This window comes from Corynebacterium lemuris (assembly GCF_024919295.1).
GTDB lineage: Bacteria > Actinomycetota > Actinomycetes > Mycobacteriales > Mycobacteriaceae > Corynebacterium > Corynebacterium lemuris.
This window is the reverse complement of sequence record NZ_JANWTC010000005.1, coordinates 141,539-164,596: the sequence shown is the minus strand read 5'-3', so window position 1 is coordinate 164,596 and position 23,058 is coordinate 141,539. Positions and strand designations below refer to the sequence as shown.

Here is a 23,058-nt window from a genome sequence, read left to right as displayed (position 1 = left end):
CGGGGAGAGCACAGACATGATCGAGTTCGACGACGTCAGCAAGACCTATCCGGGCAGTCCCCGGCCTGCCGTCGCAGGCTTCAGCCACCGGGTCCGGCGCGGCACGACCACCGTGTTCGTCGGCCCCTCCGGCTGCGGGAAGACCACGCTGCTGCGCATGGTCAACCGCATGGTCTCCCCGGATTCCGGCCGGGTGCTCGTCCGCGGGGAGGACATCGGCGGCGGGGACACGGTCGGGTTGCGCCGCTCCATCGGCTATGTCATGCAGCACGGTGGTCTGCTGCCGCACCGGACGGTGGCCGAGAACATCGCTGCTGTGGCCCGCCTCAACGGGGTGGGGCGGACGGCGGCCCGCGAACGGGCCGCGGAGATGCTGCGGCTGGTGGGCCTGGACCCGGCCCTGGGTTCGCGTTACCCGGCGGAACTGTCGGGCGGGCAGGCCCAGCGCGTCGGTGTGGCCCGCGGCCTGGTGGCCAATCCCGACATCCTGCTCATGGACGAGCCCTTCGGTGCCGTGGATCCCGTGGTGCGCCGCGGTCTGCAGGAGGAGGTGCTGGCCATCAAGGAGTCGACCGAGACAACCATCCTCATGGTCACCCATGACATCGACGAGGCCTTCCGCCTGGGTGATGAGATCGTCCTGCTGGGGGAGGGTGGAACCGTCCAGCAGGTGGGCAGCGCGGAGGACTTCATCACCTCCCCCGCCACCGAGGTGGTCCGGGAGTTCACCGGCGGTGACACCCGCCTGCTGAGCATCCGGGAGCACGAGGGGAAGCAGGTGCTGGTCGACCGGGACGGTCGCGTGCGGGGGGTGCTCGAATGAGATGGGACTGGGTGTGGACGAACTCCGGGCGGATCCTCGACCTGGCCTGGGCGCACGTCAACCTCGCCTGGCCGCCGATCGTCGCCTCCTTCCTCCTGGCGCTGCCCGCCGGCTGGCTGGCACACCGCTACCGTCGGCTGCGTGAGGTGCTGGTCATCGCCACGGGGCTGCTCTATGTCATCCCCTCCCTGGCGTTGTTCGTGGCCATGCCGCTGGTGTTGGGCACCTCGATCCTCTCGCCCCTCAACGTCATCGCCGCCATGACTCTTTACGGCATCGCCCTGCAGGTCCGGGCCAGCGCCGACGCCTTCGACACCGTGCCGGACAGTGCCCGCCAGGCGGCCGTCGCCATCGGCCACCGCCCCTGGCGCCGCGTGCTCAGTGTGGACCTGCCCCTGGCCGGGCCGGGGCTGCTCGCCGGCATCCGGGTGGTCTCCGCCTCCACCATCAGCCTCATCTCCGTGGGTGCGCTCATCGGGGTGGCCTCCCTCGGCACCCTGTTCACGGAGGGGTTCCAGCGTTCCTTCCCCACCCAGATCCTCGTGGGGCTGGTGGGCACGGTCGTGCTCGCCGTGCTTTTCGACGCCGCCCTGGTCCTCCTCGGCCGCCTGCTGCTGCCGTGGCAGCGGAGAATCGGATGAACCACCTCAGCGCGGCCTGGGAACTCATCGCCGACCCCGACCGGTGGGCCGGGCCCGGCGGAATCGCCCAACGGCTGCTCGACCATCTCCTCTACACCGGCCTCGCGGTGGGGATCGCCCTGTTCGTCGCGCTGCCCCTGGGGCTGTGGGTGGGGCACACCCGCCGCGGTGCCGACGGTGTGCTCGCGGTCTCAGGCGCTCTGCGGGCCCTGCCTTCCCTGGGGCTGCTGACCTGGCTGACGGTGGAGATGAGCATAGGGGTGCGGATGCCCGTCGTGCCCGCCACCATCGTGCTGGTGGCCCTGGCGGTCCCGCCCCTGCTCGCCGGCACCGTGGCAGGGCTGACCGCCGTGCCGCCGGCGGTGACCGATTCCGCCCGGGCCAGCGGTTTCAGCGAGTGGCAGATTCTCGGCCGGGTGGAGCTGCCCCTGGCTGCGCCGGTCATGGTCGGCGGCCTGCGTTCCTGCGTCGTCCAGGTTGTGGCGACGGCCACAGTCGTCGCCTACATTGGGTTGTCAGGACTGGGCAGGTATCTCATCGACGGCCTGGCGCTGCGGGATTACCCTCAGATGCTGGCGGGAGCACTGCTGGTCACCGCTCTGGCACTCGTGGTCGATCTGGTTCTGGCGGTCCTGCAACGACAAGTCAAACCCAGAGGAAGTGTCCCGTGAGCATCCGTTCCCCCCGTACCTTGACCGCAGCCGCCGCCCTCCTGGGGTTGGCGCTGACCGCCTGCACCTCCGAGGATCCGGTGGCCTCTGATCCCACCGCTACCACCGCGCAGGGGGAGACGGACACGATCGTCCTGGGCACCGCGAACTTCCCCGAATCCGAGATCATCGGCCAGATCTGGGCCGCGGCCCTCGAGGACGCCGGTTTCGAGGTGGAGATGAGCTCCGGCATCGGTTCGCGCGAGGTCTACCTCCGGGCGTTGGAGGGCGGCAGCATCGACCTGGTGCCGGAGTACACCGGCAACCTCACCCAGTACTTCCTCACCGGGGAGGGGGACGCTGAGCTGGCCGCGGGCTCGGACACCGATGAGGTCTACGCCCTCCTGCAGGACAGCCTGCCGGAGGGCACGGAGGTGGGGGAGTACGCGGAGGGTGAGTCCAAGGACGCCTACCGGGTGACCCGGGAGCTCGCCGATGAATACGAGCTGGTCACCCTGGCGGACCTGGACAACCTGGACCAGGTGCGCATCGCGGCGAACCCGGAGTTCGAGGAACGTCCCTACGGGCCCACCGGCCTGAGTGGTGTCTACGGGGTGGATGCGGAGAAGATCTCCATGGTGCCGATCTCCGACGGCGGTGGCCCGTTGACCGTGGCCACCCTGCTGGAGGGCACCGCAGAGGTGGCGGACATCTACACCACCTCACCGCTGCTGGATTCGGAGGGCAACGAGGTGGACCTGGTCACCCTCGAGGACCCCGAGATGCTCATCCTGCCGCAGAACGTCGTCCCGCTCATGCGGTCCGGTGAGCTGCCGCAGGAGGCGATCGACGCGATCAACGGCATCAATGAGCACCTGAGCACCGAGGCGCTGGTGGAGATGAACCTGCGCAACATCGGGGAGGAGAAGGCCGAGGCCCCGGTCATCGCCCGGGACTTCGTCGACCAGCATTCCTAGCCGACGGGGTAACCCTCCACCGGCCCCCGGTCCGCGGGGATCCAGCCCAGCGCCGGGGCGACGTGCCCGGCGAAGGCCTCCAGGATGGACAGGTTGACCTCCACACCCATCTGGTTGGGAACGGTGAGCATGAGGGTGTCGGCGGCCTGGACAGCGGCGTCGGCACGCAGCTGTTCAATGAGCACGTCCGGCTCCGCGGCGTAGGTGCGGCCGAAGGTCACCGGGGCACCCTCACCGAGAGAGCCGATCTGGTCACGGCCGGTGGCCTGCAGGCCGAAGAGCTCACGGGAACGATCGTCGATGATGGGGAAGATCGAGCGGGAGACGGACACCCGCGGGGCCCAGTCGTGGCCGGCCTCGGCCCAGGCGGCCCGGTAGCGGGCGATCTGCTCGGCCTGGATCTCCCCGAGGGTGGAGCCGTCAGCCTCGGAGACCAGCGTGGAGCTCATGAGGTTCACCCCGTCGCGGGCGGCCTGCTCGGCGGTGGAGTGGGAGCCGGCGCCCCACCAGATGTTGCGGCGCAGACCGGGGGAATGCGGGAAGACCGGCAGCGGGGTGCCCGGCTGGTACATCCGCGGGTACTGCTCCTCCGCCGGGGCGGCCTCGGCCACGCCGTAGCCGTCGATGGCGTTGAGGAAGAGCTCGAATTTCGCCCGCGCCATGTCCGCGCCGCTGTCCTGCTGCGCCTGGTAGCCGAAGGCCTCCCAGCCGCGCCGGGCCGGCTCCGGTGATCCCCGGGACACCCCGAGGGCGATACGGCCGTCGGAGAGCAGGTCGAGGGCGGCGGCCTCCTCCGCGAAGTGGAGGGGGTTCTCGTAGCGCATGTCGATGACGCCGGTGCCCACCTCGATGTGCTTCGTGGAGCCGGCGATGGCGCCCAGCAACGGCATCGGGGAGGCCCCCTGCGGAGCGAAGTGGTGGACGCGGAAATACGCGCCGTTGACACCGATCTCGTCGGCGGCCTGCGCCAGCTCCAGCGCCTGTTTGAGGGTCTCCGCGGCGTCGGGGCCGGGTTGGTTGCCAATGGCGTAGTGGCCGAAACTTAAGAATCCGAAGGCTTTCACGCTGCTGATACTACTTTCTGTTCGAGGTTGCGGGCGGCCCGGCGACCGGCGAGGCGGCCGGCGCGGGTGGCACCCACGGTGGAGGCGTTGGAGCCGTAGCCGACGAGCAGGATGCGGTTGTCGCGCGCCGGGGTGACCTCATCCGCCAGGAGGACGCCACCTTCAGGGCCGCGCAGGCGCATCGGGGCGAGGTGGCGCATGGCGGGGCGGAAGCCGGTGTTCCAGAAGATGACGTCCACCTTCAGCTCGGTACCGGCGGGCAGCGGGTCCCAGGACTCCGGCACCTGCAGCTCATCGCTTCTCGACGGCCCGTGGCCTTCCGCGTGCTGACTGTCAGGCTCGCCGAACACGACGCCGTTTCCGGTGATGCGGTCGAACATGCCCCGGGAGATCAGCGTCCCGTCGGACACACCGTCCAGGTAGTCGGGGATCTGGGGGATGCCGGTGGTGCGCACCACGGAGGCGGCGGGCAGGCCGGAGTGGGTGCGTTCACGGACGGCCTTCTCCACGGCCAGGCCCCAGCCGGCGTCGAATTCCCGGGCGGTGAAGTTCGGCGGGCGGCGGGTCGCCCAGATGGTTTCGGTGACCGGGGCCAGCTCGAGGAGGAACTGCACAGCGGACAGGCCGCCGCCGACGACCAGGGTGCGCAGGCCGGTGAAGTCCTCCCTGCGGGTGTAGCCCTTGGTGTGCAGCTGGCGGCCGCGGAAGCTCTCGATGCCCGGGATGTAGGGGATGTAGGGGTTGTCCCAGGTGCCGGTGGCGTTGAGGACCATGTCGGCGGTGAAGCTGCGGCCGTTGACCAGCGTGACCTGCAGCTGGGAGTCGGGGTCGGTCGGGTGGACCGGTTCCACGCGGCGGACGGGGGCCGGCCGCATGACCTGCAGGCCGAACTCCTCCTCGTAGGAGCCGTAATAGTCGGCGACGAGGGTGGAGGCCGGGACCTGCGGATCGGGGCGGTCCATGGCCAGGCCGGGGAGGTCGGCGATGCCGTGGGACCTGCCCAGCGTCAGGGAGTCCCAGCGGTGCCGCCAGGCCCCGCCCGGGCCGTCGTTGGCGTCGAGGATGAGGATGTCGGAGTCGGGGCCGGTGGTGAAGCCTCGGCGGTGGAGTTCGTGGGCGGCCGCCAGGCCTGCCTGACCGGCGCCGATGATGATGGCGCGGTAGTTCATGGGACCCACCCTAACAGTTATTGATGATATGTCAACAACGATGGTGACGGGGCAGGTCGGGCGCGATCGGGCGGTCGGGTTAGAGTGAGGGCCGACACAGAATATGCGCGTACCAGTCTGGGCCCACCCGTCCACCGGCTGGTCCGCGCCGGAAAGAAATGGATAACGCCGTGGACTACACCCCCTACAGTCTGCTCGTTGACGTGGGCTGGATCTCCCTGCTCATGATCATCGGAAACCTGCTCCGGCGGAAGGTCGGCCTGTTCCAGCGACTGCTCATCCCCGCCTCGATCACGGCCGGACTTCTCGGCCTCATCTTCGGTCCGCAGGTCCTGGGCTGGATCAACTTCTCCGATCAGATCGGCTCGTACACCTCGATCCTCATCGCCTTCGTATTCGCCTCCATGGCCTATTCGATGGACCTGACCTCCTCAGTGCGCACCGGCGCCAAGAACATGTGGTCCTACTCGACCGGCATGTTCATGGGGCAGTGGGGACTGTTCATCCTCCTCGGCGTCTATTTCTTCCAGCCGGTCTTCGACACGGAGGACTGGTTCGGCATGATGCTGCCCGTCGGCTTCGTCGGTGGCTTCGGCACCGCCGCCGCGGTGGGAAGCTCCCTGGAGGATGCAGGGGCGGTGGCGGCCAGTTCCCTGGGATTCATGTCCGCCACGGTGGGCACGCTCGCCGCCATCGTCGGCGGACTCATCTTCACCAGCTGGGGCATCCGCACCGGGCGCACGTCGACCATGCCGAAGAAGCTGCCCTGGGACCTGCGCTCGGGGTACATCGATGATCTCAAGGCCCGTCCCTCCATCGGCAGGGCCACGACCAACCCTTCCGCGATCGAGCCGCTGGCCCTCCATCTGGGCTTCGTGCTGCTGTCGGTGCTCATCGCCTACCTGGCCAACGGATTCATCAACGACGTCTTCCCCAGCGTCTCCATCCCGCTCTTCGCCATGGCCTTCGTGATCGGCCTGCTCGGCCGCATCCTGCTCGGGGCACTCGGGCGGAAGGATCTCCTGGACAAGCCCACCGTCAGCTCCATGTCCGGTGCGGCCACCGACTACCTCATCGCCTTCGGTGTGGCCTCCATCGTCCCGGCCGCGATCGCGGACTACTGGATTCCCCTCCTCATCCTCTTCGTGCTGGGCATCGTCTACTGCGTACTGGTCTTCTTCCTCCTCTCCCCGGAATTTTTCGGCGAGAAGTGGCTCGAGCGCGGCATCTTCTCCTGGGGTTGGGCCACCGCGGCCGTCGCCACGGGCATCGCACTGCTCAAGATCGTCGACCCGAAGCTCAAGTCCGGCACTCTCAACGAGTACGGCGTCGCCTACGTCGGTTTCGCCCCCTTCGAGATCGGTATGACGATCCTCGCCCCCATCGCGGTCCTGGTGGGACTGACGGCCGGTTTCGGCTGGCTGTCGCTGCTCATTGCGGTGGCCGTGCTGGTGGTGCCGATCGCCATGAAGAGGACGCCGGGCCGACAGCGGAAGGCGTCCGCCGCCGCAGACAGCTGACGTCGGGGGACTGCCGGGGCCCCGCTGCACGGACTAAACTTGAGCGCGCCTGACTCAGATATTTTTCCCTTGAGTGGAACAGACTCAACTCTTGAGGCGTTACTACTGGTAGTAGACGAATAAAAAGAGAAAGGAAACGTGGCGTGAGCTCGTTCAATCCCACCACCAAGACCCAGGAGGCACTGCAGGCTGCACTGCAGCAGGCCTCCGCCAACGGCAACCCGGACATCCGCCCGGCACACCTGCTGGCCGCCATCCTGGAACAGCAGGACGGCATTGCCGCGCCGGTGCTCAAGGCGACCGGTGTTGATCCGGAGACCGTCGCCCGTGAGGCACAGGAACTGGTCGACGGTTACCCGAAGGCCGCCGGGGCCAACCTGGCCAACCCCAACTTCAACCGGGACGCACTCAACTCCCTGACCGCCGCCCAGGAACTGGCCGGCGAGCTCGGTGACGAGTATGTCTCCACCGAGGTGCTCATGGCGGGTATCGCCCGCGGGGACTCCGATGCCGCGAAACTGTTGACCGGCCGCGGCGCCACCTACGACGCCATCAAGGGGGCGTTCCCCTCCGTGCGCGGTTCCACCAAGGTGACCACCCAGGACCCGGAGGGCCAGTTCCAGGCCCTGGCGAAGTACTCCACCGACCTCACCGCCCGCGCGCGGGAAGGCAAGATCGACCCGGTCATCGGCCGTGACTCGGAGATCCGCCGCGTCGTGCAGGTGCTCTCGCGCCGCACCAAGAACAACCCGGTGCTCATCGGTGAACCCGGCGTGGGCAAGACCGCCATCGTGGAGGGCCTGGCCCGCCGGATGGTGGCCGGGGATGTACCGGAGTCCCTCAAGGGCAAGTCCCTGGTCTCACTGGATCTGGGCTCGATGGTCGCGGGCGCGAAATACCGGGGCGAGTTCGAGGAGCGGCTCAAGGCCGTCCTGGATGAGATCAAGAACTCCAACGGCCAGATCGTCACCTTCATCGACGAGCTGCACACCATCGTCGGCGCCGGTGCCTCCGGCGAGTCCGCCATGGATGCGGGCAACATGATCAAGCCGATGCTCGCCCGTGGTGAGCTGCGCCTGGTCGGTGCCACCACCCTCGACGAGTACCGCAAGTACATCGAGAAGGATGCCGCCCTGGAGCGCCGCTTCCAGCAGGTCTACGTCGGCGAACCCTCCGTCGAGGATGCCGTGGGTATCCTCCGCGGTCTCAAGGAGCGCTACGAGGTCCACCACGGCGTGCGCATCCAGGACTCCGCGCTGGTGGCCGCCGCGACCCTGTCGGACCGCTACATCACCAACCGCTTCCTGCCGGACAAGGCCATCGACCTGGTCGATGAGGCCGCCTCCCGGCTGCGCATGGAGATCGACTCCTCCCCGCAGGAGATCGATGAGCTGGAGCGCATCGTCCGCCGCCTCGAGATCGAGGAGGTCGCCCTGGAGAAGGAGACCGACGCCGCCTCCCGGGACCGGCTGGAGAAGCTGCGCTCCGAACTCGCCGACGAGCGCGAGAAGCTCGGTGAGCTCAAGGCCCGGTGGATGAACGAGAAGTCCTCCATCGACAAGGTCCGCGGTGCCAAGGAGGAGCTGGAGAAGCTGCGCCAGGAATCCGAGATCGCCGAGCGCGACGGCGACTACGGCCGTGTGGCCGAGCTGCGTTACGGCCGGATCCCGGAGCTGGAGAAGGAGGTCGAGGCTGCCGAGGCCGAGGTCGCCGAGGGTGCCAACAACGCCATGCTCAGCGAGGAGGTCACCCCCGACACCATCGCCGAGGTCGTCTCCGCCTGGACGGGTATCCCGGCGGGCAAGATGCTCGCCGGTGAGACCGAGAAGCTGCTGGCCATGGAGAAGGTCCTGGGCAACCGGGTCGTCGGGCAGCACGAGGCGGTGCAGGCGGTCTCGGACGCGACCCGCCGCGCCCGCGCCGGCGTCGCGGATCCGGACCGTCCGACCGGCTCCTTCCTCTTCCTCGGCCCCACCGGTGTGGGCAAGACCGAACTGGCGAAGACGCTGGCGGAGTTCCTCTTCGACGATGAGCGCGCCATGGTGCGCATCGACATGTCCGAGTACGGCGAGAAGCACTCCGTCGCCCGTCTCGTCGGTGCCCCTCCGGGATACGTCGGCTACGACGCCGGCGGCCAGCTCACCGAGGCGGTCCGCCGCCGCCCCTACACCGTCGTGCTCTTCGACGAGGTGGAGAAGGCGCACCCGGATGTCTTCGATGTGCTGCTGCAGGTGCTCGACGAGGGTCGGCTCACCGACGGCCAGGGTCGCACAGTGGACTTCCGCAACACGATCCTCATCCTCACCTCGAACCTGGGGGCCGGCGGTACCCGCGAGCAGATGATGGAGGCCGTGAAGCGGACCTTCAAGCCGGAGTTCATCAACCGTCTCGATGACGTGGTCATCTTCGATCCGCTGTCGCGGGAGCAGCTGACCCACATCGTGGACATCCAGATCGACCAGCTGGCCGCCCGACTGGCGGGCCGTCGCCTGAGTCTGGAGGTCTCCGATGCGGCGAAGTCCTGGCTCGCGGACCGCGGTTACGACCCGGCCTACGGTGCCCGGCCGCTGCGCCGCCTCATCCAGCAGGCGATCGGTGACCGACTGGCCAGGGAACTGCTCGCCGGTGACATCCGGGACGGCGACACCGTCCACGTCGATGTCGCCGACGGTGGTGAGTCCCTGGAGGTCGGCCGAGCCCGCTAAAAGTGCTGCTGAAGTGCGCGGTCCCCACACGACCGCGCACTTCGTCGTTCCGCCACTACCCTCGGGGTCATGGCACAGGACAAGAACCCCGAGAAAACCCCGGGCGGACCGTCGGTCAAGGACGGCGAGCTCTACGAATCCCTGCGGGAGGACGGTGCGAGCAAGGAGAAGGCCGCCCGCATCGCCAACGCTGCGGCGAACACCTCCCGGGAGGAGGTGGGCGGGAAGGGCGGCCGGGCCGGCAGCTACGAGGACTGGACCGTCGACGAACTACGCAAGCGGGCCGCCGAGCTGGACATTGCGGGCCGTTCCTCGATGAAGAAGGATGAGCTGATCACGGCGTTGCGGGACCATTGAGCGCGTCCGCACCGTTCCGCAGCCGACGGATGAACCGCCGTACCATGTCCCCATGAACGACGATGCCTCCACCGTGGTCGCCCTCATCCTTGCGGGTGGGCGCGGCAGCCGACTGTCCCCGCTGACCGACTCCCGTCCGAAACCGGCGGTGCCGCTGGCCGGTTCCTACCGGCTCATCGACGTCCCACTCTCCAACCTGGCCCACTCGGGCCTGCGCGACGTGTGGATCGTCGAGCAGTACCGTCCCGGTCTGCTCAACCGGCATCTGGCCGGTGGCCGACCGTGGGACCTGGACGGCACCCGCCGGGGACTGCGGATCCTGCCGCCCGGGGAGCGGGACGGCAACGACCGGGACGGCTTCTCCGAGGGCAACGGCCATGCGCTGTTCCAGCAGCTGGATGCGTTGGCGGAGTTCGGGGCGGACACCGTCGTCGTACTCAGTGCCGACCATCTCTACCAGCTGGATCTCCGCCCCGTACTGGCGCAGCACCGGGAACGAGGCAGTGACCTGACGATCGTGACCACGGAGATCGACGAGGACCCCTCCCGCTACGGTGTGGTCAGCTCGGACAGGCAGGGGGTGGTCACCTCCTACGACTACAAGCCGGAGGAACCGGCCGGTCAGGTCGTCGCCACCGAGGTCTTCATCTACCGTTTCGAGGCGCTGGTCCGGGCCATCGACGAGCTCCTCGGCGACGACCCGGACGCCGACGGTTCCCGGTTGGGGGACTACGGTGAGACGATCGTCCCGCACCTGGTGGCCCAGGGGCGGACGCACGAGTACCGGATGGGCGGCTACTGGCGGGATCTGGGCACCATCGACGCTTATTTCCGGGCGCACATGGAACTCATCGAGGGCACCGGTATCCGGTTCGACCACCCCGACTGGCCGGTGCTGGGCAATCTGGCCGTCAGCTATCCGGCCCGCATCGACGACGGTGCCTCCGTGTCCGCCAGCATGGTCTGCCCCGGGGCCCGCATCGCCGGCGAGGTCGAGCACAGCCTCATCGGCCCCGGGGTCACGGTGGAGAAGGGGGCGAAGGTGTCGCGCTCGGTGCTCATCGGCGATGCCGTCGTCCCGGCCGGGGCGCACCTGGAGTCCGTCATCGCCGACCACGGGGTCACCATCCCCACCGGGCGCGTCGGCCGGACGAAACCGGGCCCCGGCAACATCACCGTCCTGGTCGACGGTTCCTCCACCGACCAGGGTGACGCGCTCACCCCGTAGCGCAGCCGACATGGTCATTCTCATCGCGCCGGTGGCACTGCCGGGTGTCGACTCCGAGGAACTCGCCGCTGATCCGCTGGGTGGCGGGCATTATGTCCTGCACTCCATCCCGGTCGTGGCCGAGGGACTCGCGCTCGGTGACATCGTCTCCTGCGTCACCGTCGGCGGCAGCCTCCATATCGACCGCGTGGTCGTGCCCGGGGGCAACACCACCCTGCGTCTGCTTGTCGACACCCCCTTCCTCCCCGCCCTCCGCCGGCGTCTGGCGGCCATGGGTTGCCGTCTGGAACATCCGCTGCCCGATCTGCTGGTCCTCAATCTGCCCCCGGACGCACCGGGGGAGGGGATCCGGGCCTACCTGGACGATCTGGCGGAGCAGGGCGTCGTGCAGATCGCACCTGATTAGCCGGCCGGCTCAGCTCTGCGCGGCCTGCCCCGCCACATCCTGGCTCGTGTTCGCGTAATACTCCGAGAGCCGGCGGTAGGGGCGGGAGAAGAAGGCGAGGATGACCACCACCAGCATCACCAGACTGGCGGCCACCACCATCAGCGCCATCCCGCGGGTGTCGCCCTCGCCGAGCAGCCAGCCGAACATGCCACGCCCGGAAGGGGTGGTCATCCACGGGATGACGTAGGCCTGCGCCACCACCGCCACGAGGATCCCGGAGACCGGGTTGGCGGCCATCTCCACCGCTATCGCCAGGCCGAAGACCCGGCCCTGCTGGCGGAAGGGCACCACCCGTTGCAGGATCGTCTGTTCTGCGGCCTCCGCGGCGGGCGTGATCGACATGAAGACGAGCATGCCCAGGGCGAAGAGCCACCACCATTCCCGCAGTGTGAAGACCCCGCCGATCAGGGCAGCCACAAGGTTGACCAGGAGCAGGGTCCGCACCGGGTTCTTCCCCAGCCCCACCTTCGACACCGCCAGCCCGCCGAGGATAAACCCGGCGGAGGTCACCGCCAGGACCACACCCCACAGCTGCGGGCCGTACATCTCCAGGCCGTAGGGGTCCATGAGTGCGGTGTAGACCCCACCCATGAGGTTGTTGAAGGAGGAGAACAGGATCAGGGCCAGCAGTCCCGGGACCATCCGGATGGCCGCCCAGGAGCCGCGCAGATCCAGACCGGCGGTGGTCACGTCCCCCGCACCGTCCGGATCGGCGGTGGTGACGATGCCCGTCTCCCGGATCCGGATGGGCAGCAGGTGGACCAGGGCCAGGATTGTCAGCCCCAGGGCTATCCACAGGGAGGTCTCCATACCCAGGTAGCCGATCGACAGCCCGGAGAACACCGAGGTGATGAAGAAGGCGATGCCCTGCACCATGCCGACCAGACCGTTGGCCCGGTCCCGCCCGGACTCAGGAACCAGCAGCGTCACTGTCGTAGACAGGGCGATGTTGCGCATCTGCTCGACCACGGCGCCGGCCAGGACGAGGATGGCGAAGGCGATGATGGCGGGGTCGTCGGCACGCACCTGTCCCGGGTCGACCCACAGGATCCACACGAGCGCGGCGAGACCGAAGAAGGCCAGCGTGGTGGTCGCGGCGAAGACCATGACCGTCTTCTTGCGGTGGTGGTCGACAACGGAACCGAAGAAGACGGAGCCGACCGTCAGCAGAACCATGTACAGGCCGTTGATCACACCGGTCAGGCCGACGTTACGGGTTTCCAGGTAGACCCAGAAGGCGAGGCAGAACCAGAGGAAGCTCGTCGTGATGTTCGCGAGCAGAGTGTTCACCAGCACATGGTGGAATGGCCGCACAGGGATATCATATGTGGATTCTGCGGTGGAGCAGAACCCCCTCTACACTCCCGGGGTATGAGCACTTTTGTGACTGCACAGGACCTGCGCGACGACATCTACCACGCCCGTCGACAGACCGTTCTCGGGGCCTTCTGGGCACCGCAGGAGGGGGCGGGCTACCGCCGATTCAAGTCCGAGCATGTGCCGACCGCCCTGTTCTGTGACCCGGCCTCCGCCCTGGCAGGTGTTCCCGGTTCCGGCCAGGGGCGCAACCCCATGCCCGAACCGCACCAGCTGCAGGGCTGGTTCCGGCGCTGGGGTCTGAGCGACCACAGTCGGGTCGTGGTCTACGACGAGGGGCGTGGGCTCATGGCCGCCCGGGCGTGGTGGATGCTGCGCTGGGCGGGGCTGAGTGATGTGCAGGTCCTGGACGGCGGTCTGCGCGCCTGGGACCGCCGCAACCTGCCGATCGTCGGTGGTCCGGGCAACTTCGTCACACCCAACGGCGGCACCGTGAAGGCCGGGGCGCTGCCGGTCGCTGACATAGACGATGTGCGCGGGCACATCGACGCAGGTGGGCTGCTCATCGACGCACGCGAGCCCCGCCGCTTCGCCGGCCAGCGCGAGATCCTGGACCTCAAGGCGGGTCACATCCCGGGTGCGGTGAACATCCCCGCAGACGCGTTCTACGACGAGGACCAGATGATCCGTCCGCGGGAGGAGGTCCGGGAGATCTTCGCGGGCCACGGCATCACCTCCGGTGAGGGGGCCATCGTCTACTCCGGTTCGGGCAACCATTCCGCCCTGCTGCTGGCCGCCATGGACCATGCTGGCCTGGGTGCCGCCGCGCATTATGTCTGCGGCTGGTCCCAGTGGTCCGCTGACCCCGCCAACCCGGTTGAGCGCGGCCTCTAGCGGACCTGCGGCGAACCGATGAACGTGCATCAGCCCCGCGGAGGGGCTCCTGCGCACTATTGTCGAGGGTGATGTCCATCATTGCCTTTGCTCTCGCTGCGCTTGCCGCCGGTGCGGCGGCTCTGCTGTGGCGTCTCGACGCCCGTCAGCGGACCGCGGACCGGCCCGAACCTGCGCCCGCGACGGAGACCGTCCCGGAGGAGGCTCCCGTGGACGCAGCAGCGGATCCGGAGCCGATTCCTGAGCCTGTGGCTGAGCTTGTAGCCGAACCGGAACCCGTAGCAGTCGTGGAACCGGAATCGACGGGGGAGGACACCACTGAAACCCAGGCCCCCGCCCCGCCACCCCCTGCCCCGGTGGTTGTACCGGAGCGGCGCACCGGGTTGACCCTGCCCGGCTCCCTGCGCCGTGAGCGCCGTTCCTGGGCGGAGGACAAGGGCTTCGAGTTCTCCCGTTCCGACGACTGGCTCAACGACGAATGGTCCCGCGGGGCCGCCGCCAGCGGCGCGGCCGCGAAGGACATCGTCAGCGGACAGGCCTTCGGCCACGAGATGGTGCTCATGGACCTGGGTGGGGTGAACGTCATGGCGGTGCGTCGGGGTGCGGCCTCGGACGTGGTCATTGACGCGCGCCGGGTGGGCACACCCGAGCAGGAGTCCTCCCCGGACCTCATCGAGGCGTTCACGTTGGAGGATTTCCGGGTGCTGGCCACGGACACGGGTGTGGCGGAGCGGCTGGTGGATGAGCGGGTGACCACGGCTCTCGGACAGTTGCCGGCGATTGTCACCGCCGTGTGGCTGGAGTCGGACTGGGTCCTCGCCCAGACCGGGCGTGGCTCCCACTCCGGGGACTGGGAGCAGATGCTCGCCCCGCTCGCCCTGCTCGCCGATGCTGCCCGCGCACTGCCCCCGCGCACCACCGCGACGTATATCCTCCAGCTGGACGGCATGGACCCCACCCGCCAGATGGCCGATCCACCGAAGCCCGGTTTCGGGGTGCTGGAACTGGTCGCAGGTGGTGCGGAAGGCGGGGCACGGCCCCTCGTGCAGCGTCCGGAGGAGCCGCTCGACATGCCCAGTCGGCGGCTGCCGGTCGCCCGCGGTGTGGTGGAACCACCCACCGTGGGAGCAGACGAAGTCGCCCCGATCGCGGACGGCTCGCACCGTGACCATCCCCGGGGCGTGCAGATGCCGCGGGATCTGCGCCGTGGTCCCTCGATATTCGGGGACGGGCCGAAGGCCTGATCGACCCCCGCGTGGGCCGTGAATCTATGCTGGTTGACAACAGATATTCTTCTTCGGCCCCAGGAGGACCCCGCGTCATGACGAACCCCGCCGTCAACCAGGAGAAGCTCGCCGAACTGGCTGAGCTGGTCAAGGAACTTGCCGTGGTCCACGGCAGAGTGACCCTGTCCTCGGGCAAGGAGGCCGACTACTACGTCGACCTGCGGCGGGCGACCCTGCACAACCGGGCCTCCAGCCTGATCGGTGAACTCCTGCGCGAGCTCACCGCAGACTGGGATTTCGCGTCCGTGGGTGGGCTGACCCTGGGCGCGGATCCGGTGGCCACCGCCGTCATGCACGCCGGAGGCCGCCCCATCGATTCCTTCGTCGTGCGCAAGGAGGCCAAGAAGCACGGCATGCAGCGCCGCGTGGAGGGCCCGGATGTGGTGGGGAAGAAGGTGCTCGTGGTGGAGGACACCACGACCACCGGGAACTCCCCGCTGACCGCTGTCGCCGCGCTGCGCGAGATCGGCGCGGAGGTCGTCGGTGTAGCGACCGTCGTCGACCGGGCGACCGGGGCGGATGAGGTCATCCGCGCGGAGGGTCTGGAGTACCGCCACCTGCTGGGCCTGGATGATCTTGGACTCGCTTAAGGGCCCCACCGAGTGGGGTGAGGGCAGGCACGGGGTCGGCCCCTGGGAAGGGGAGTGGCCCACCGGTGAACGCTATGACCCGGAGCTGCTCGAACACGGTGACCGCCGCAACGTCATGGATGCCTACCGTTACTGGTCGCGCGAGGCGATCGTGGCGGACATCGATAAGCGGCGGCACCCGCTGCACGTGGCGATCGAGAACTTCGAAAACGACGCCAACATCGGTACCGTCGTGCGCACCGCCAATGCCTTCGCGGTGGACACGGTCCACATCGTCGGACGCCGGCGGTGGAACCGGCGCGGTGCGATGGTCACCGACCGCTACCAGCACCTCATGCATCATCCGGATGTCCATTCCCTGCTGGTCTGGGCGATCCGCAATGATCTGACGGTGGTGGCCATCGACAACACCCCCGGCTCGATTCCGCTGGAGACGGCCACCCTGCCGCGGGAATGTCTCCTGCTGTTCGGCCAGGAGGGGCCGGGTATCACCCCCGAGGCCGCCGAGGGTGCCCTGATGACATGCTCGATCGCGCAGTTCGGCTCCACCCGCTCCATCAACGCGGGGGTCGCCGCAGGTATCGCCATGCACGCCTGGGTCCGCCAGCACGGGGAACCCGGTAACGCCTGGTGACGCAGTTCCCGAGAAATCGTTATCATAGTGTGATGAAGAAGCTGTAACACCATGACCTTCGGGAGCGACGAGACTAACGTGCAGGAAACCTGGGCGCACCGCGCCGACCTGGCGGAATCCGCCATCAATGAGCGCCACGCCCGGCGCGTGTGGGGGATGCCACGGACCAACCTCGCGGTGGTCAGCTGGCCACCGACGAGCAAGGAAGGCCTCTTCCACCACTGGCACTACTGGTGGCAGGCCCACTATCTGGACTGCCTGGTCGATGCGGCGTTGCGACGCCCCACCCGGGCCCGCCGGAAGTTCATCCGTTACACCGTCAACGGCATCCAGGCCCGCAACCTCGGCCCCTTGACCGGCAACCGCTACTACGACGACAAGGCGTGGCTGGCGCTGGCGCTGCGCCGTGCCGGCTCCCTGCCGGAGGTGCCCATGCCGACGGCCGTCACGGCCCTGGAGAAGGACCTCATCGAGGGTATCGACTCCCTGACTGGTGTCCTGCCGTGGCGTACGGGGGAGATGTTCTACAACGTTCCCTCCAACGGTCCGGCGGCGATCATGATGGCCCGCACCGGGCGGCTCGACACGGCCCGCACCATCATGGAGTGGATCCATGACCATCTCATTGACGATGAGGGTCTGGTGATGGACGGCATGCGCATGCGGATGCACGGGCCTGAGCTGGTCCGCGATCTGCACCCCTACTGTCAGGGGGTGGTCCTGGGTGCGAACCTGGAGATCGCCCTGGCTCTGCGTCGGGAGGCGGGTTTCGATCCCGCCGACCGCATTGCCGGGGTGGCGGATGCCGAGGCGATCGACGAGGCGATGCCGTACATCACCCGCGTGCGTTCCCTCGTGCAGGCCGTGGCCGTGCACATGGCCACCCCCGCCGGGGTCATCGACTGGCAGACCGGTGACGGTGACGGCGGTCTGTTCAAGGGGATTCTCGCCCGCTACCTCGCGGACGTCGCGGTACGCCTGCCCTCGGACAGTCCCGCGAACCGGGCCGCCAAGAAGATCGCCGCCCGTCTCGTGCTGGTCTCCGCGGAATCCGTGTGGAACCGCCGCCTGGAGGTTGACGGCCTGCCGGTCTTCGCCACTGACTGGACGGCGGATGCCCGCCTGCCCCACAACTACGGGCTGGCTCCCTCCACGCTCCCGGAGGCCCTGGGGGTCCTGCGTATCGACGAACGCGACCTGTCCGTCCAGCTCTCCGGCTGGATGCTGCTGGAGGCTGCTGCCCGCGTCATCGCCGAAACGGACAACCGTAAACCCTGATCCTGCCCGGTTCGGGGGGAGTGCGACCGGGATTACAGGCGTTGGCGCGAGCGGAACGTGTCACGGGCAGGCATACTGGGGTGCGGACACCGGACCTGAAAGCACAATCGGCCGGTGAAGCGACCGACAACCTGGAGGATCACCCTATGCCTATCGCGACTCCCGAGATCTACAACGAGATGCTCGATCGGGCCAAGGAGGGCGGCTACGCCTTCCCGGCCATCAACTGCACCTCCTCGGAGACCATCAACGCTGCGCTGAAGGGCTTCGCAGAGGCGGAGTCTGACGGCATCATCCAGTTCTCCACCGGCGGTGCCGAGTTCGGCTCCGGTCTGGGTGTGAAGAACAAGGTCGCCGGCGCGGTTGCCCTCGCCGCTTTCGCACATGAGGCTGCCAAGCACTACGGCGTCAACGTTGCACTGCACACCGACCACTGCCAGAAGGAGGTGCTCGACGAGTTCGTGCGCCCGCTGCTGGCCATCTCCCAGGAGCGCGTCGACGCCGGCCAGCTGCCGCTGTTCCAGTCCCACATGTGGGACGGTTCCGCGGTTCCGATCGACGAGAACCTCGGAATTGCCCAGGAACTGCTGGAGAAGTCCCGCAAGGCGAACATCATCCTCGAGATCGAGATTGGTGTCGTCGGTGGCGAGGAGGACGGCGTCGAGGCCAAGGCCGGCGCCAACCTCTACACCACCCCCGAGGACTTCGAGAAGACCATCGACGCTATCGGCACCGGTGAGAACGGCCGCTACCTGCTGGCCGCCACCTTCGGCAACGTCCACGGCGTGTACAAGCCGGGCAACGTCAAGCTGCGCCCGGAGATCCTGCTCGAGGGCCAGCAGGTCGCCCGCCGGAAGCTGGGTCTCGGCGACGACGCCCTGCCCTTCGACTTTGTCTTCCACGGCGGCTCCGGCTCCGAGAAGGAGAAGATCGAGGAGGCGCTGCGTTACGGCACCATCAAGATGAACGTGGACACTGACACCCAGTACGCGTTCACCCGCCCGGTCGCGTCGCACATGTTCGAGAACTATGACGGCGTGCTCAAGATCGACGGCGAGGTCGGCAACAAGAAGGCCTACGACCCGCGTTCCTACCTGAAGAAGGCCGAGCAGTCCATGTCCGAGCGTGTCATCGAGGCATGCCAGGACCTGCACTCCGTGGGCAAGACCGTCAAGTAGTCGACCCCACACCCCTTCCCGGCGGCCCCGCGCAGTCCACAGCGCGGGGCCGCCGCTTCTTTCACTAGGGTCTAGGGCATGGCGAAACTGAGAATCGGTACCCTCGAACGCCTCCGGCAGGTGGAGGGGTCCGTTGAGTCACGTCTGAACAGGGTCCGCAAACGTTCCTTCACCATTATCCAGGTCGCCGTCGCCGCCGGTCTGGCGTACTGGGTGGCGCAGGAACTCTTCAACCACCACGCCCCGTTCTTCGCCCCGATCACCGCGATCATCATCCTGGGTCTGACCGGTGGTGACCGTATCCGGCGTGCCCTGGAACTGTCGATGGGTGTCACCGTCGGCGTCGGCCTGGGTGATCTCCTCGTCCACTACCTGCCCGGCGGGATATGGCAGATTCCCCTCATTGTGGCCATCTCCCTGACGGTTGCTTCATTCCTGTCGAAGTCGCCGCTGGTGAGCAACCAGGTGGCGATCGGTTCGATCCTCATCGCCACGATCCTGCCGCCCGGCACGGAGGGCGGTGGCCCGGACCGCATGATCGACGCCTTCATCGGCTCGGTCATCGGCCTGGCCACGATCGCGCTGCTGCCCTCCTCCCCGCTGCACTCCGGCAGGCAGGAGGTGTCGAAGATCCTCGGCATCGCCTCCTCCGTGCTTGACGACGTCGCCGGCACGCTGGACCACCCCGATGTCCAGGCCCTGGATGAGGCGTTGGAGGCCATCCACAACACCCAGCCGGACATCGACCGGATGATCTCCGCGGCGAAGGTGGGCCGGGAGGTGTCGAATCTCTCGCCGCTGAGGTGGGGGGCCCGCCGGAGGGTCCGGTCGCTGGAGCGCATTCTGCCGGCGGTGGAGAACTGCATGAACAACACCCGCGTCATGGCCCGCCGTGCCCTGGTGCTGTCCCAGGACGGGGACAGCGTGTCCACCCGCCTGGTCAACATCGTCGATGAACTTGCCGACATCACCGCCTCCCTGTCGGATGTCTTCGACACCCGTACCGAGGCCAACGAAGCGACGGACATCCCGGAGCTCGTCCGCCGGCTGCAGGTCATCGGGGCACGTGCCGGGATGGAGGTGATCAGCAAGGGCGGGGTGCTCTCCGAGTACGTCATCCTCGCCCAGACCAGGTCCATCACCGCCGACCTCCTCGAGGTCTGCGGCTGGTCCCGGGAGTCCTCACTCGCGGCCCTCGCACCGACCTCCCAGACTCCGGCCTATCCGCCGGAGGTCTGGCCGGGCATCCTCGAGGAGGACTGAGGAAGGCGGGTCCTAGAACGCCGGGCGCGGGTGGTTCGGGTCTCCTTCATTCAAGGGGCGGCCCTCATCATCGACGGGGCCGGGGGTGGCGCGAGGCGGCAGATCCTGCCCCTGCCCGGTCCGGTTGAACTCCTCGGCCAGGACATCGTCGGGATCCTTGATATCCCGCCTCAGGTCACCGGTGCCGGTGATGTCCGTGCGGGGATCAACCTGGTGCTTCTGGGAGTCATCCTCACTGAGCCCACGGGTGGTCCCGCCGGTCCTGTCGTTCAACTCATCGGCGCTGGTGTGCGTGATGTGTCCGCGCCGGTCGTCCGCATGCCCCACCTGTCCGGCATGGTCGTCTTCACCTTCCGCCCACTCGACCTCGTGCCAACGATCCTGTTCCACGGGTTCATCACTCATGCCGTGCGCGCTGGTGCCGCGCATCGCACGATCCTCGGGAGTCCTGTCCAGGCCGAGCTCGTGGTCGGAGTCCGCCCGCAGGCGGTCGGGCGGACCCACGCTGCGGGGGGCGTCGCCGAAACCGTGGAGCACCTCTCCCGGCTCGTAGCGTTCGTCGGAGGGCCCTCCCAGGGTAGGAGGTACCGGATCCTTGTCGGCACGGGCCTGACGGGAATCCTGTGAGAGGCCCGTTTCCTGGGGGCCGGGTGATTGGGCAGGGCCGGACACCTGTCGGGTCTGCTGACGGTCCGGCGTTTCCGGTGGGGTCTGGGTGTCTCCTGCCCCGCGGGCGTCCCGGGCGGCGCCCGTCCCGCCTTCATAGGTGTGGACATCCGTCACGTCCTCCAGACGGTAGTGACGGTAGATGGCGGCGTGATCCTCCTCGCTGAGGTGCTCATCATCTCCGATGTCGGGAGCATCCTTGATCTGGTCCTTGGTGAAGGCCAGTTTCAGTTCTTCCCCCACGAGACTGTGGCCACGGAGCGGGACGATGCTGGAACGCATGCCGAAGAGTCCGTGGCTGACCTGGGCGAAGTCGGGCTGGCCGGTGGAGTCGTTGATGTAGACTTCCGTGATGTCGCCGAGCTTGTCGCCGTTGCGGTCGTAGGCGGTGGCATTGGTCAGGTCGTGGATGTTGTGGCGGGTCATTGTGTCGGGTTCCCTTCGGTGTGAATCTGGATGGTGATCCCGACAGTAGGGATGTCCACCGGGCCTGTGCCGCGGATCCCGGGCTGAGCTGCACGGACCTTGAAATATCGGGGCAGAGCCGTACAATCATCGGCTGCAGGCGTGGGCAGGGTGGGATCACCATATGTTTTCTCTGGTCAGCAGTGCTCGGCCCGCCGTTCCGCCGAGGCCCCCGCGTGTGATCTGCATCCCAATTGCCACCCCGGCAGGTGCATGTGATGTAAATCACTTTCCTTCTGCGGGACTCCGGGTTGCGCGCCGGCGGTCGTGGCGGGTCGGGCCATCACGAGGCGGTGCGTTCCGGTTTCTCCGATTCTTCCGAATCGCCGAATCCCCGCGTGGTGTGCCCGCGGCTGAACTCATCGCCGGAGTAGAGCGGCTGGTCCCCGTAGGAGTGGACGTCGGCGGTGTCGGTGAGTCCGTAGTACTCGCAGATGGCGTCATGGTCGCTGCGGTGCTTGGGCAGCTGCTCCTTCTTGGAGATCTCCGGGGCCTCCTTGAGCAGGTCCTTGCTGAAGGCCAGCCTGAGTGTCCTGCCCTCCAGGGTGTGGCCGCGGAGGGGGACCACGGTTGAGCGCATGCCGAAGAGTCCGTGGCTGACCTCGGCGTAGTCGGGTTCGCCGGTCTTGTTGTTGATGTAGACCTCCTTCACCCGGCCGAGTTTGACGTCGTCGCGGTCGTAGACTGTCGCGCGGCCGAGCTGCTGGATGCTGCGGTGGGTCATCGGTCTCAGATCCTTTCCTGGAAGGGGAGTTACTTCCGACCTTAGGGACCTGCGGGGCGCCCCCGCCACGGTTTTCTCGGGGGTCTTGATGAGTCTTGTATTCCGGACTTCTGGTGATATAATGGCCGTTGTTTTTGCAGATTTGAGAAGATCTGACCAGCTCAGAGCGCTAACCGGGAAATGTTATCGAATCGATTTGTTGAGATATGGCTCACATTCCGCACTTAAGCGCTGTTGTGATTTTTGTCACATTATGGACGAATAACTTGAAGATCCCGTAAATGACGGTAGAAGGTCACCCGCTCCAGCGGGCGCCTGTGGCGCACGCCGTCGACGGCCACCGCGAGGGCAGGCCCGCCGGCCTGTACAGCGCGGCCGGTGGCCAGGGAGTCCGGGTCCAGGGGCGGGGTACCGCCGAGCCTCCGGGCGATCTTCTCCCGCCAGTTCAACACGGGGTTCTCGGGTTGCGTGGCGCGGACGGCTGCGATGCCCGGGGCGTCGACCATCGGTACGAGGCGGGCACCGAACACCCCGTTGAAGCGGACGTCCTCCCTGGCCTCGTGGCGGAGCAGCACGTGGCTGTCGACGACTATCTCCCCGGTGATCTCCCCGTCGTCCCAGGAGCGGATGGTGGCGGAACCGGCCACTGCGATGCCCTGGTCGGAGCGGATGACCGGCACCGGGCGTACCTGGCCACCCAGCGCGAGGTCCCAGGCGCCGGAGACGTCGATGCCCCAGTTCCGGGCGGCCACGGATTCGCCCACGGGGACGAAGGCGAGTTCGGCCCACAGGTAGTCGCCGCGCATCATGCGGGTGAGGACGGCGGAGAGTGCAGCGTCGGTGCCGACCACCACCACACGCAGCCCCTCCTCCAGGTGCGGGGCCTGCGGGGCGGGGCCCGGGGCTCCCAGGTGCGGGACGTCCGGCTGGGCGGAGATCTCGTCGAGGGAGGGGGTGGGGTCTGCCGGCAGGAGCTCGGCGGCGAGGGCGTCGAGCGGCCGGAGGTCGCGGCGGCCCGGGACCTCGGGCAGGTTGAGGACGGTGCCGGGGGGATCGGCCGGAAGGGGGGCGTCGCCGCAGCGCAGAATGAGCACTCGCATGGGGTTTGATACTACAAGCGGGGGTGGGAGGTAGTAGAATGGTAAGCCGTTCGTGGCTGGCACCAGCCACGCGTTCCCGGA

At 67.8% G+C, this 23,058-nt stretch carries 22 protein-coding genes; 16 read left to right on the top strand and 6 right to left on the bottom strand.

Annotated features, from left to right (window positions below):
- Positions 1 to 16: 16 nt before the first annotated feature.
- From NYP18_RS08735 to NYP18_RS08720, 4 genes are read left to right on the top strand one after another with little or no spacing between them, the layout of a single operon-like run.
- On the top strand, positions 17 to 823 hold the full coding sequence (locus NYP18_RS08735; protein WP_259427807.1) for an ABC transporter ATP-binding protein: 807 nt from the start codon (positions 17 to 19) through the stop codon (positions 821 to 823).
- On the top strand, positions 820 to 1,464 hold the full coding sequence (locus tag NYP18_RS08730; RefSeq protein WP_259427806.1) for an ABC transporter permease: 645 nt from the start codon (positions 820 to 822) through the stop codon (positions 1,462 to 1,464). Before NYP18_RS08735 ends, NYP18_RS08730 begins: the two co-directional genes overlap by 4 nt.
- Entirely contained in the window at positions 1,461 to 2,135 is a 675-nt protein-coding gene (locus tag NYP18_RS08725; protein ID WP_259427805.1) for an ABC transporter permease, read from the top strand. Before NYP18_RS08730 ends, NYP18_RS08725 begins: the two co-directional genes overlap by 4 nt.
- Complete coding sequence (locus tag NYP18_RS08720) at positions 2,132 to 3,091, top strand: ABC transporter substrate-binding protein (protein ID WP_259427804.1); 960 nt, start codon at positions 2,132 to 2,134, stop codon at positions 3,089 to 3,091. The genes NYP18_RS08725 and NYP18_RS08720 overlap by 4 nt, the downstream gene beginning before the upstream one ends.
- Here the strand turns inward: NYP18_RS08720 and NYP18_RS08715 are convergent.
- Both NYP18_RS08715 and NYP18_RS08710 read right to left on the bottom strand, forming a co-directional pair.
- On the bottom strand, positions 3,088 to 4,155 hold the full coding sequence (locus tag NYP18_RS08715) for an LLM class flavin-dependent oxidoreductase (RefSeq protein ID WP_259427803.1): 1,068 nt from the start codon (positions 4,153 to 4,155) through the stop codon (positions 3,088 to 3,090). The genes NYP18_RS08720 and NYP18_RS08715 overlap by 4 nt on opposite strands.
- Positions 4,152 to 5,324, bottom strand: coding sequence for an NAD(P)-binding domain-containing protein (locus NYP18_RS08710; RefSeq protein ID WP_259427802.1), 1,173 nt, complete (start codon positions 5,322 to 5,324; stop codon positions 4,152 to 4,154). Before NYP18_RS08710 ends, NYP18_RS08715 begins: the two co-directional genes overlap by 4 nt.
- Before the next feature lie 170 nt (positions 5,325 to 5,494).
- Here NYP18_RS08710 and NYP18_RS08705 point away from each other — a divergent pair, with 170 nt between their 5' ends.
- From NYP18_RS08705 to NYP18_RS08685, 5 genes are all read left to right on the top strand, one after another.
- Positions 5,495 to 6,844 carry a sodium/glutamate symporter gene (locus NYP18_RS08705; RefSeq protein WP_259427833.1) on the top strand — a complete coding sequence of 450 codons (1,350 nt, stop codon included), beginning with the start codon at positions 5,495 to 5,497 and terminating at the stop codon, positions 6,842 to 6,844.
- 143 nt (positions 6,845 to 6,987) lie between these two features.
- Entirely contained in the window at positions 6,988 to 9,549 is a 2,562-nt protein-coding gene (gene clpB / locus NYP18_RS08700; protein ID WP_259427801.1) for an ATP-dependent chaperone ClpB, read from the top strand.
- A gap of 69 nt (positions 9,550 to 9,618) precedes the next feature.
- Complete coding sequence (locus tag NYP18_RS08695) at positions 9,619 to 9,906, top strand: DUF7218 family protein (RefSeq protein WP_259427800.1); 288 nt, start codon at positions 9,619 to 9,621, stop codon at positions 9,904 to 9,906.
- Between the two features lie 52 nt (positions 9,907 to 9,958).
- Complete coding sequence (locus NYP18_RS08690; protein WP_259427799.1) at positions 9,959 to 11,134, top strand: glucose-1-phosphate adenylyltransferase family protein; 1,176 nt, start codon at positions 9,959 to 9,961, stop codon at positions 11,132 to 11,134.
- Positions 11,135 to 11,144: 10 nt separating this feature from the next.
- Complete coding sequence (locus tag NYP18_RS08685) at positions 11,145 to 11,540, top strand: DUF4265 domain-containing protein (protein ID WP_259427798.1); 396 nt, start codon at positions 11,145 to 11,147, stop codon at positions 11,538 to 11,540.
- 9 nt (positions 11,541 to 11,549) lie between these two features.
- Here NYP18_RS08685 and NYP18_RS08680 read toward each other — a convergent pair whose 3' ends face one another.
- Positions 11,550 to 12,872, bottom strand: coding sequence for an MFS transporter (locus NYP18_RS08680; protein ID WP_369415250.1), 1,323 nt, complete (start codon positions 12,870 to 12,872; stop codon positions 11,550 to 11,552).
- Positions 12,873 to 12,953: 81 nt separating this feature from the next.
- Here NYP18_RS08680 and NYP18_RS08675 point away from each other — a divergent pair, with 81 nt between their 5' ends.
- The 7 genes from NYP18_RS08675 (at position 12,954) to NYP18_RS08645 (ending at position 20,022) form a co-directional block, all read left to right on the top strand.
- Entirely contained in the window at positions 12,954 to 13,793 is an 840-nt protein-coding gene (locus NYP18_RS08675; RefSeq protein WP_259427796.1) for a sulfurtransferase, read from the top strand.
- 71 nt (positions 13,794 to 13,864) lie between these two features.
- Complete coding sequence (locus tag NYP18_RS08670; RefSeq protein ID WP_259427795.1) at positions 13,865 to 15,037, top strand: TtfA family protein; 1,173 nt, start codon at positions 13,865 to 13,867, stop codon at positions 15,035 to 15,037.
- 77 nt (positions 15,038 to 15,114) lie between these two features.
- Entirely contained in the window at positions 15,115 to 15,669 is a 555-nt protein-coding gene (gene pyrE, locus NYP18_RS08665) for an orotate phosphoribosyltransferase (RefSeq protein ID WP_259427794.1), read from the top strand.
- The gene (locus NYP18_RS08660; RefSeq protein WP_259427793.1) at positions 15,650 to 16,303 is read left to right on the top strand and encodes a TrmH family RNA methyltransferase; all 654 of its coding nucleotides are present in this window, start codon (positions 15,650 to 15,652) and stop codon (positions 16,301 to 16,303) included. The genes pyrE and NYP18_RS08660 overlap by 20 nt, the downstream gene beginning before the upstream one ends.
- 78 nt (positions 16,304 to 16,381) lie before the next feature.
- Positions 16,382 to 17,581 (top strand): glycoside hydrolase family 76 protein, encoded by a 1,200-nt coding sequence (locus NYP18_RS08655; RefSeq protein ID WP_259427832.1) that lies wholly within the window; start codon positions 16,382 to 16,384, stop codon positions 17,579 to 17,581.
- Positions 17,582 to 17,727: 146 nt separating this feature from the next.
- Positions 17,728 to 18,759 (top strand): class II fructose-bisphosphate aldolase, encoded by a 1,032-nt coding sequence (fbaA, locus tag NYP18_RS08650; protein ID WP_259427792.1) that lies wholly within the window; start codon positions 17,728 to 17,730, stop codon positions 18,757 to 18,759.
- Positions 18,760 to 18,837: 78 nt separating this feature from the next.
- Positions 18,838 to 20,022, top strand: a complete 1,185-nt coding sequence (locus tag NYP18_RS08645) for an FUSC family protein (RefSeq protein ID WP_259427791.1) — start codon at positions 18,838 to 18,840, stop codon at positions 20,020 to 20,022.
- Positions 20,023 to 20,034: 12 nt separating this feature from the next.
- Here NYP18_RS08645 and NYP18_RS15540 read toward each other — a convergent pair whose 3' ends face one another.
- The 3 genes from NYP18_RS15540 to NYP18_RS08630 form a co-directional block, all read right to left on the bottom strand.
- Positions 20,035 to 21,114 carry a PRC-barrel domain-containing protein gene (locus tag NYP18_RS15540; protein ID WP_369415249.1) on the bottom strand — a complete coding sequence of 360 codons (1,080 nt, stop codon included), beginning with the start codon at positions 21,112 to 21,114 and terminating at the stop codon, positions 20,035 to 20,037.
- 322 nt (positions 21,115 to 21,436) lie between these two features.
- Complete coding sequence (locus NYP18_RS08635; protein ID WP_259427790.1) at positions 21,437 to 21,877, bottom strand: PRC-barrel domain-containing protein; 441 nt, start codon at positions 21,875 to 21,877, stop codon at positions 21,437 to 21,439.
- Between the two features lie 251 nt (positions 21,878 to 22,128).
- On the bottom strand, positions 22,129 to 22,977 hold the full coding sequence (locus tag NYP18_RS08630; RefSeq protein WP_259427789.1) for a hypothetical protein: 849 nt from the start codon (positions 22,975 to 22,977) through the stop codon (positions 22,129 to 22,131).
- Between the last annotated feature and the right edge of the window lie 81 nt (positions 22,978 to 23,058).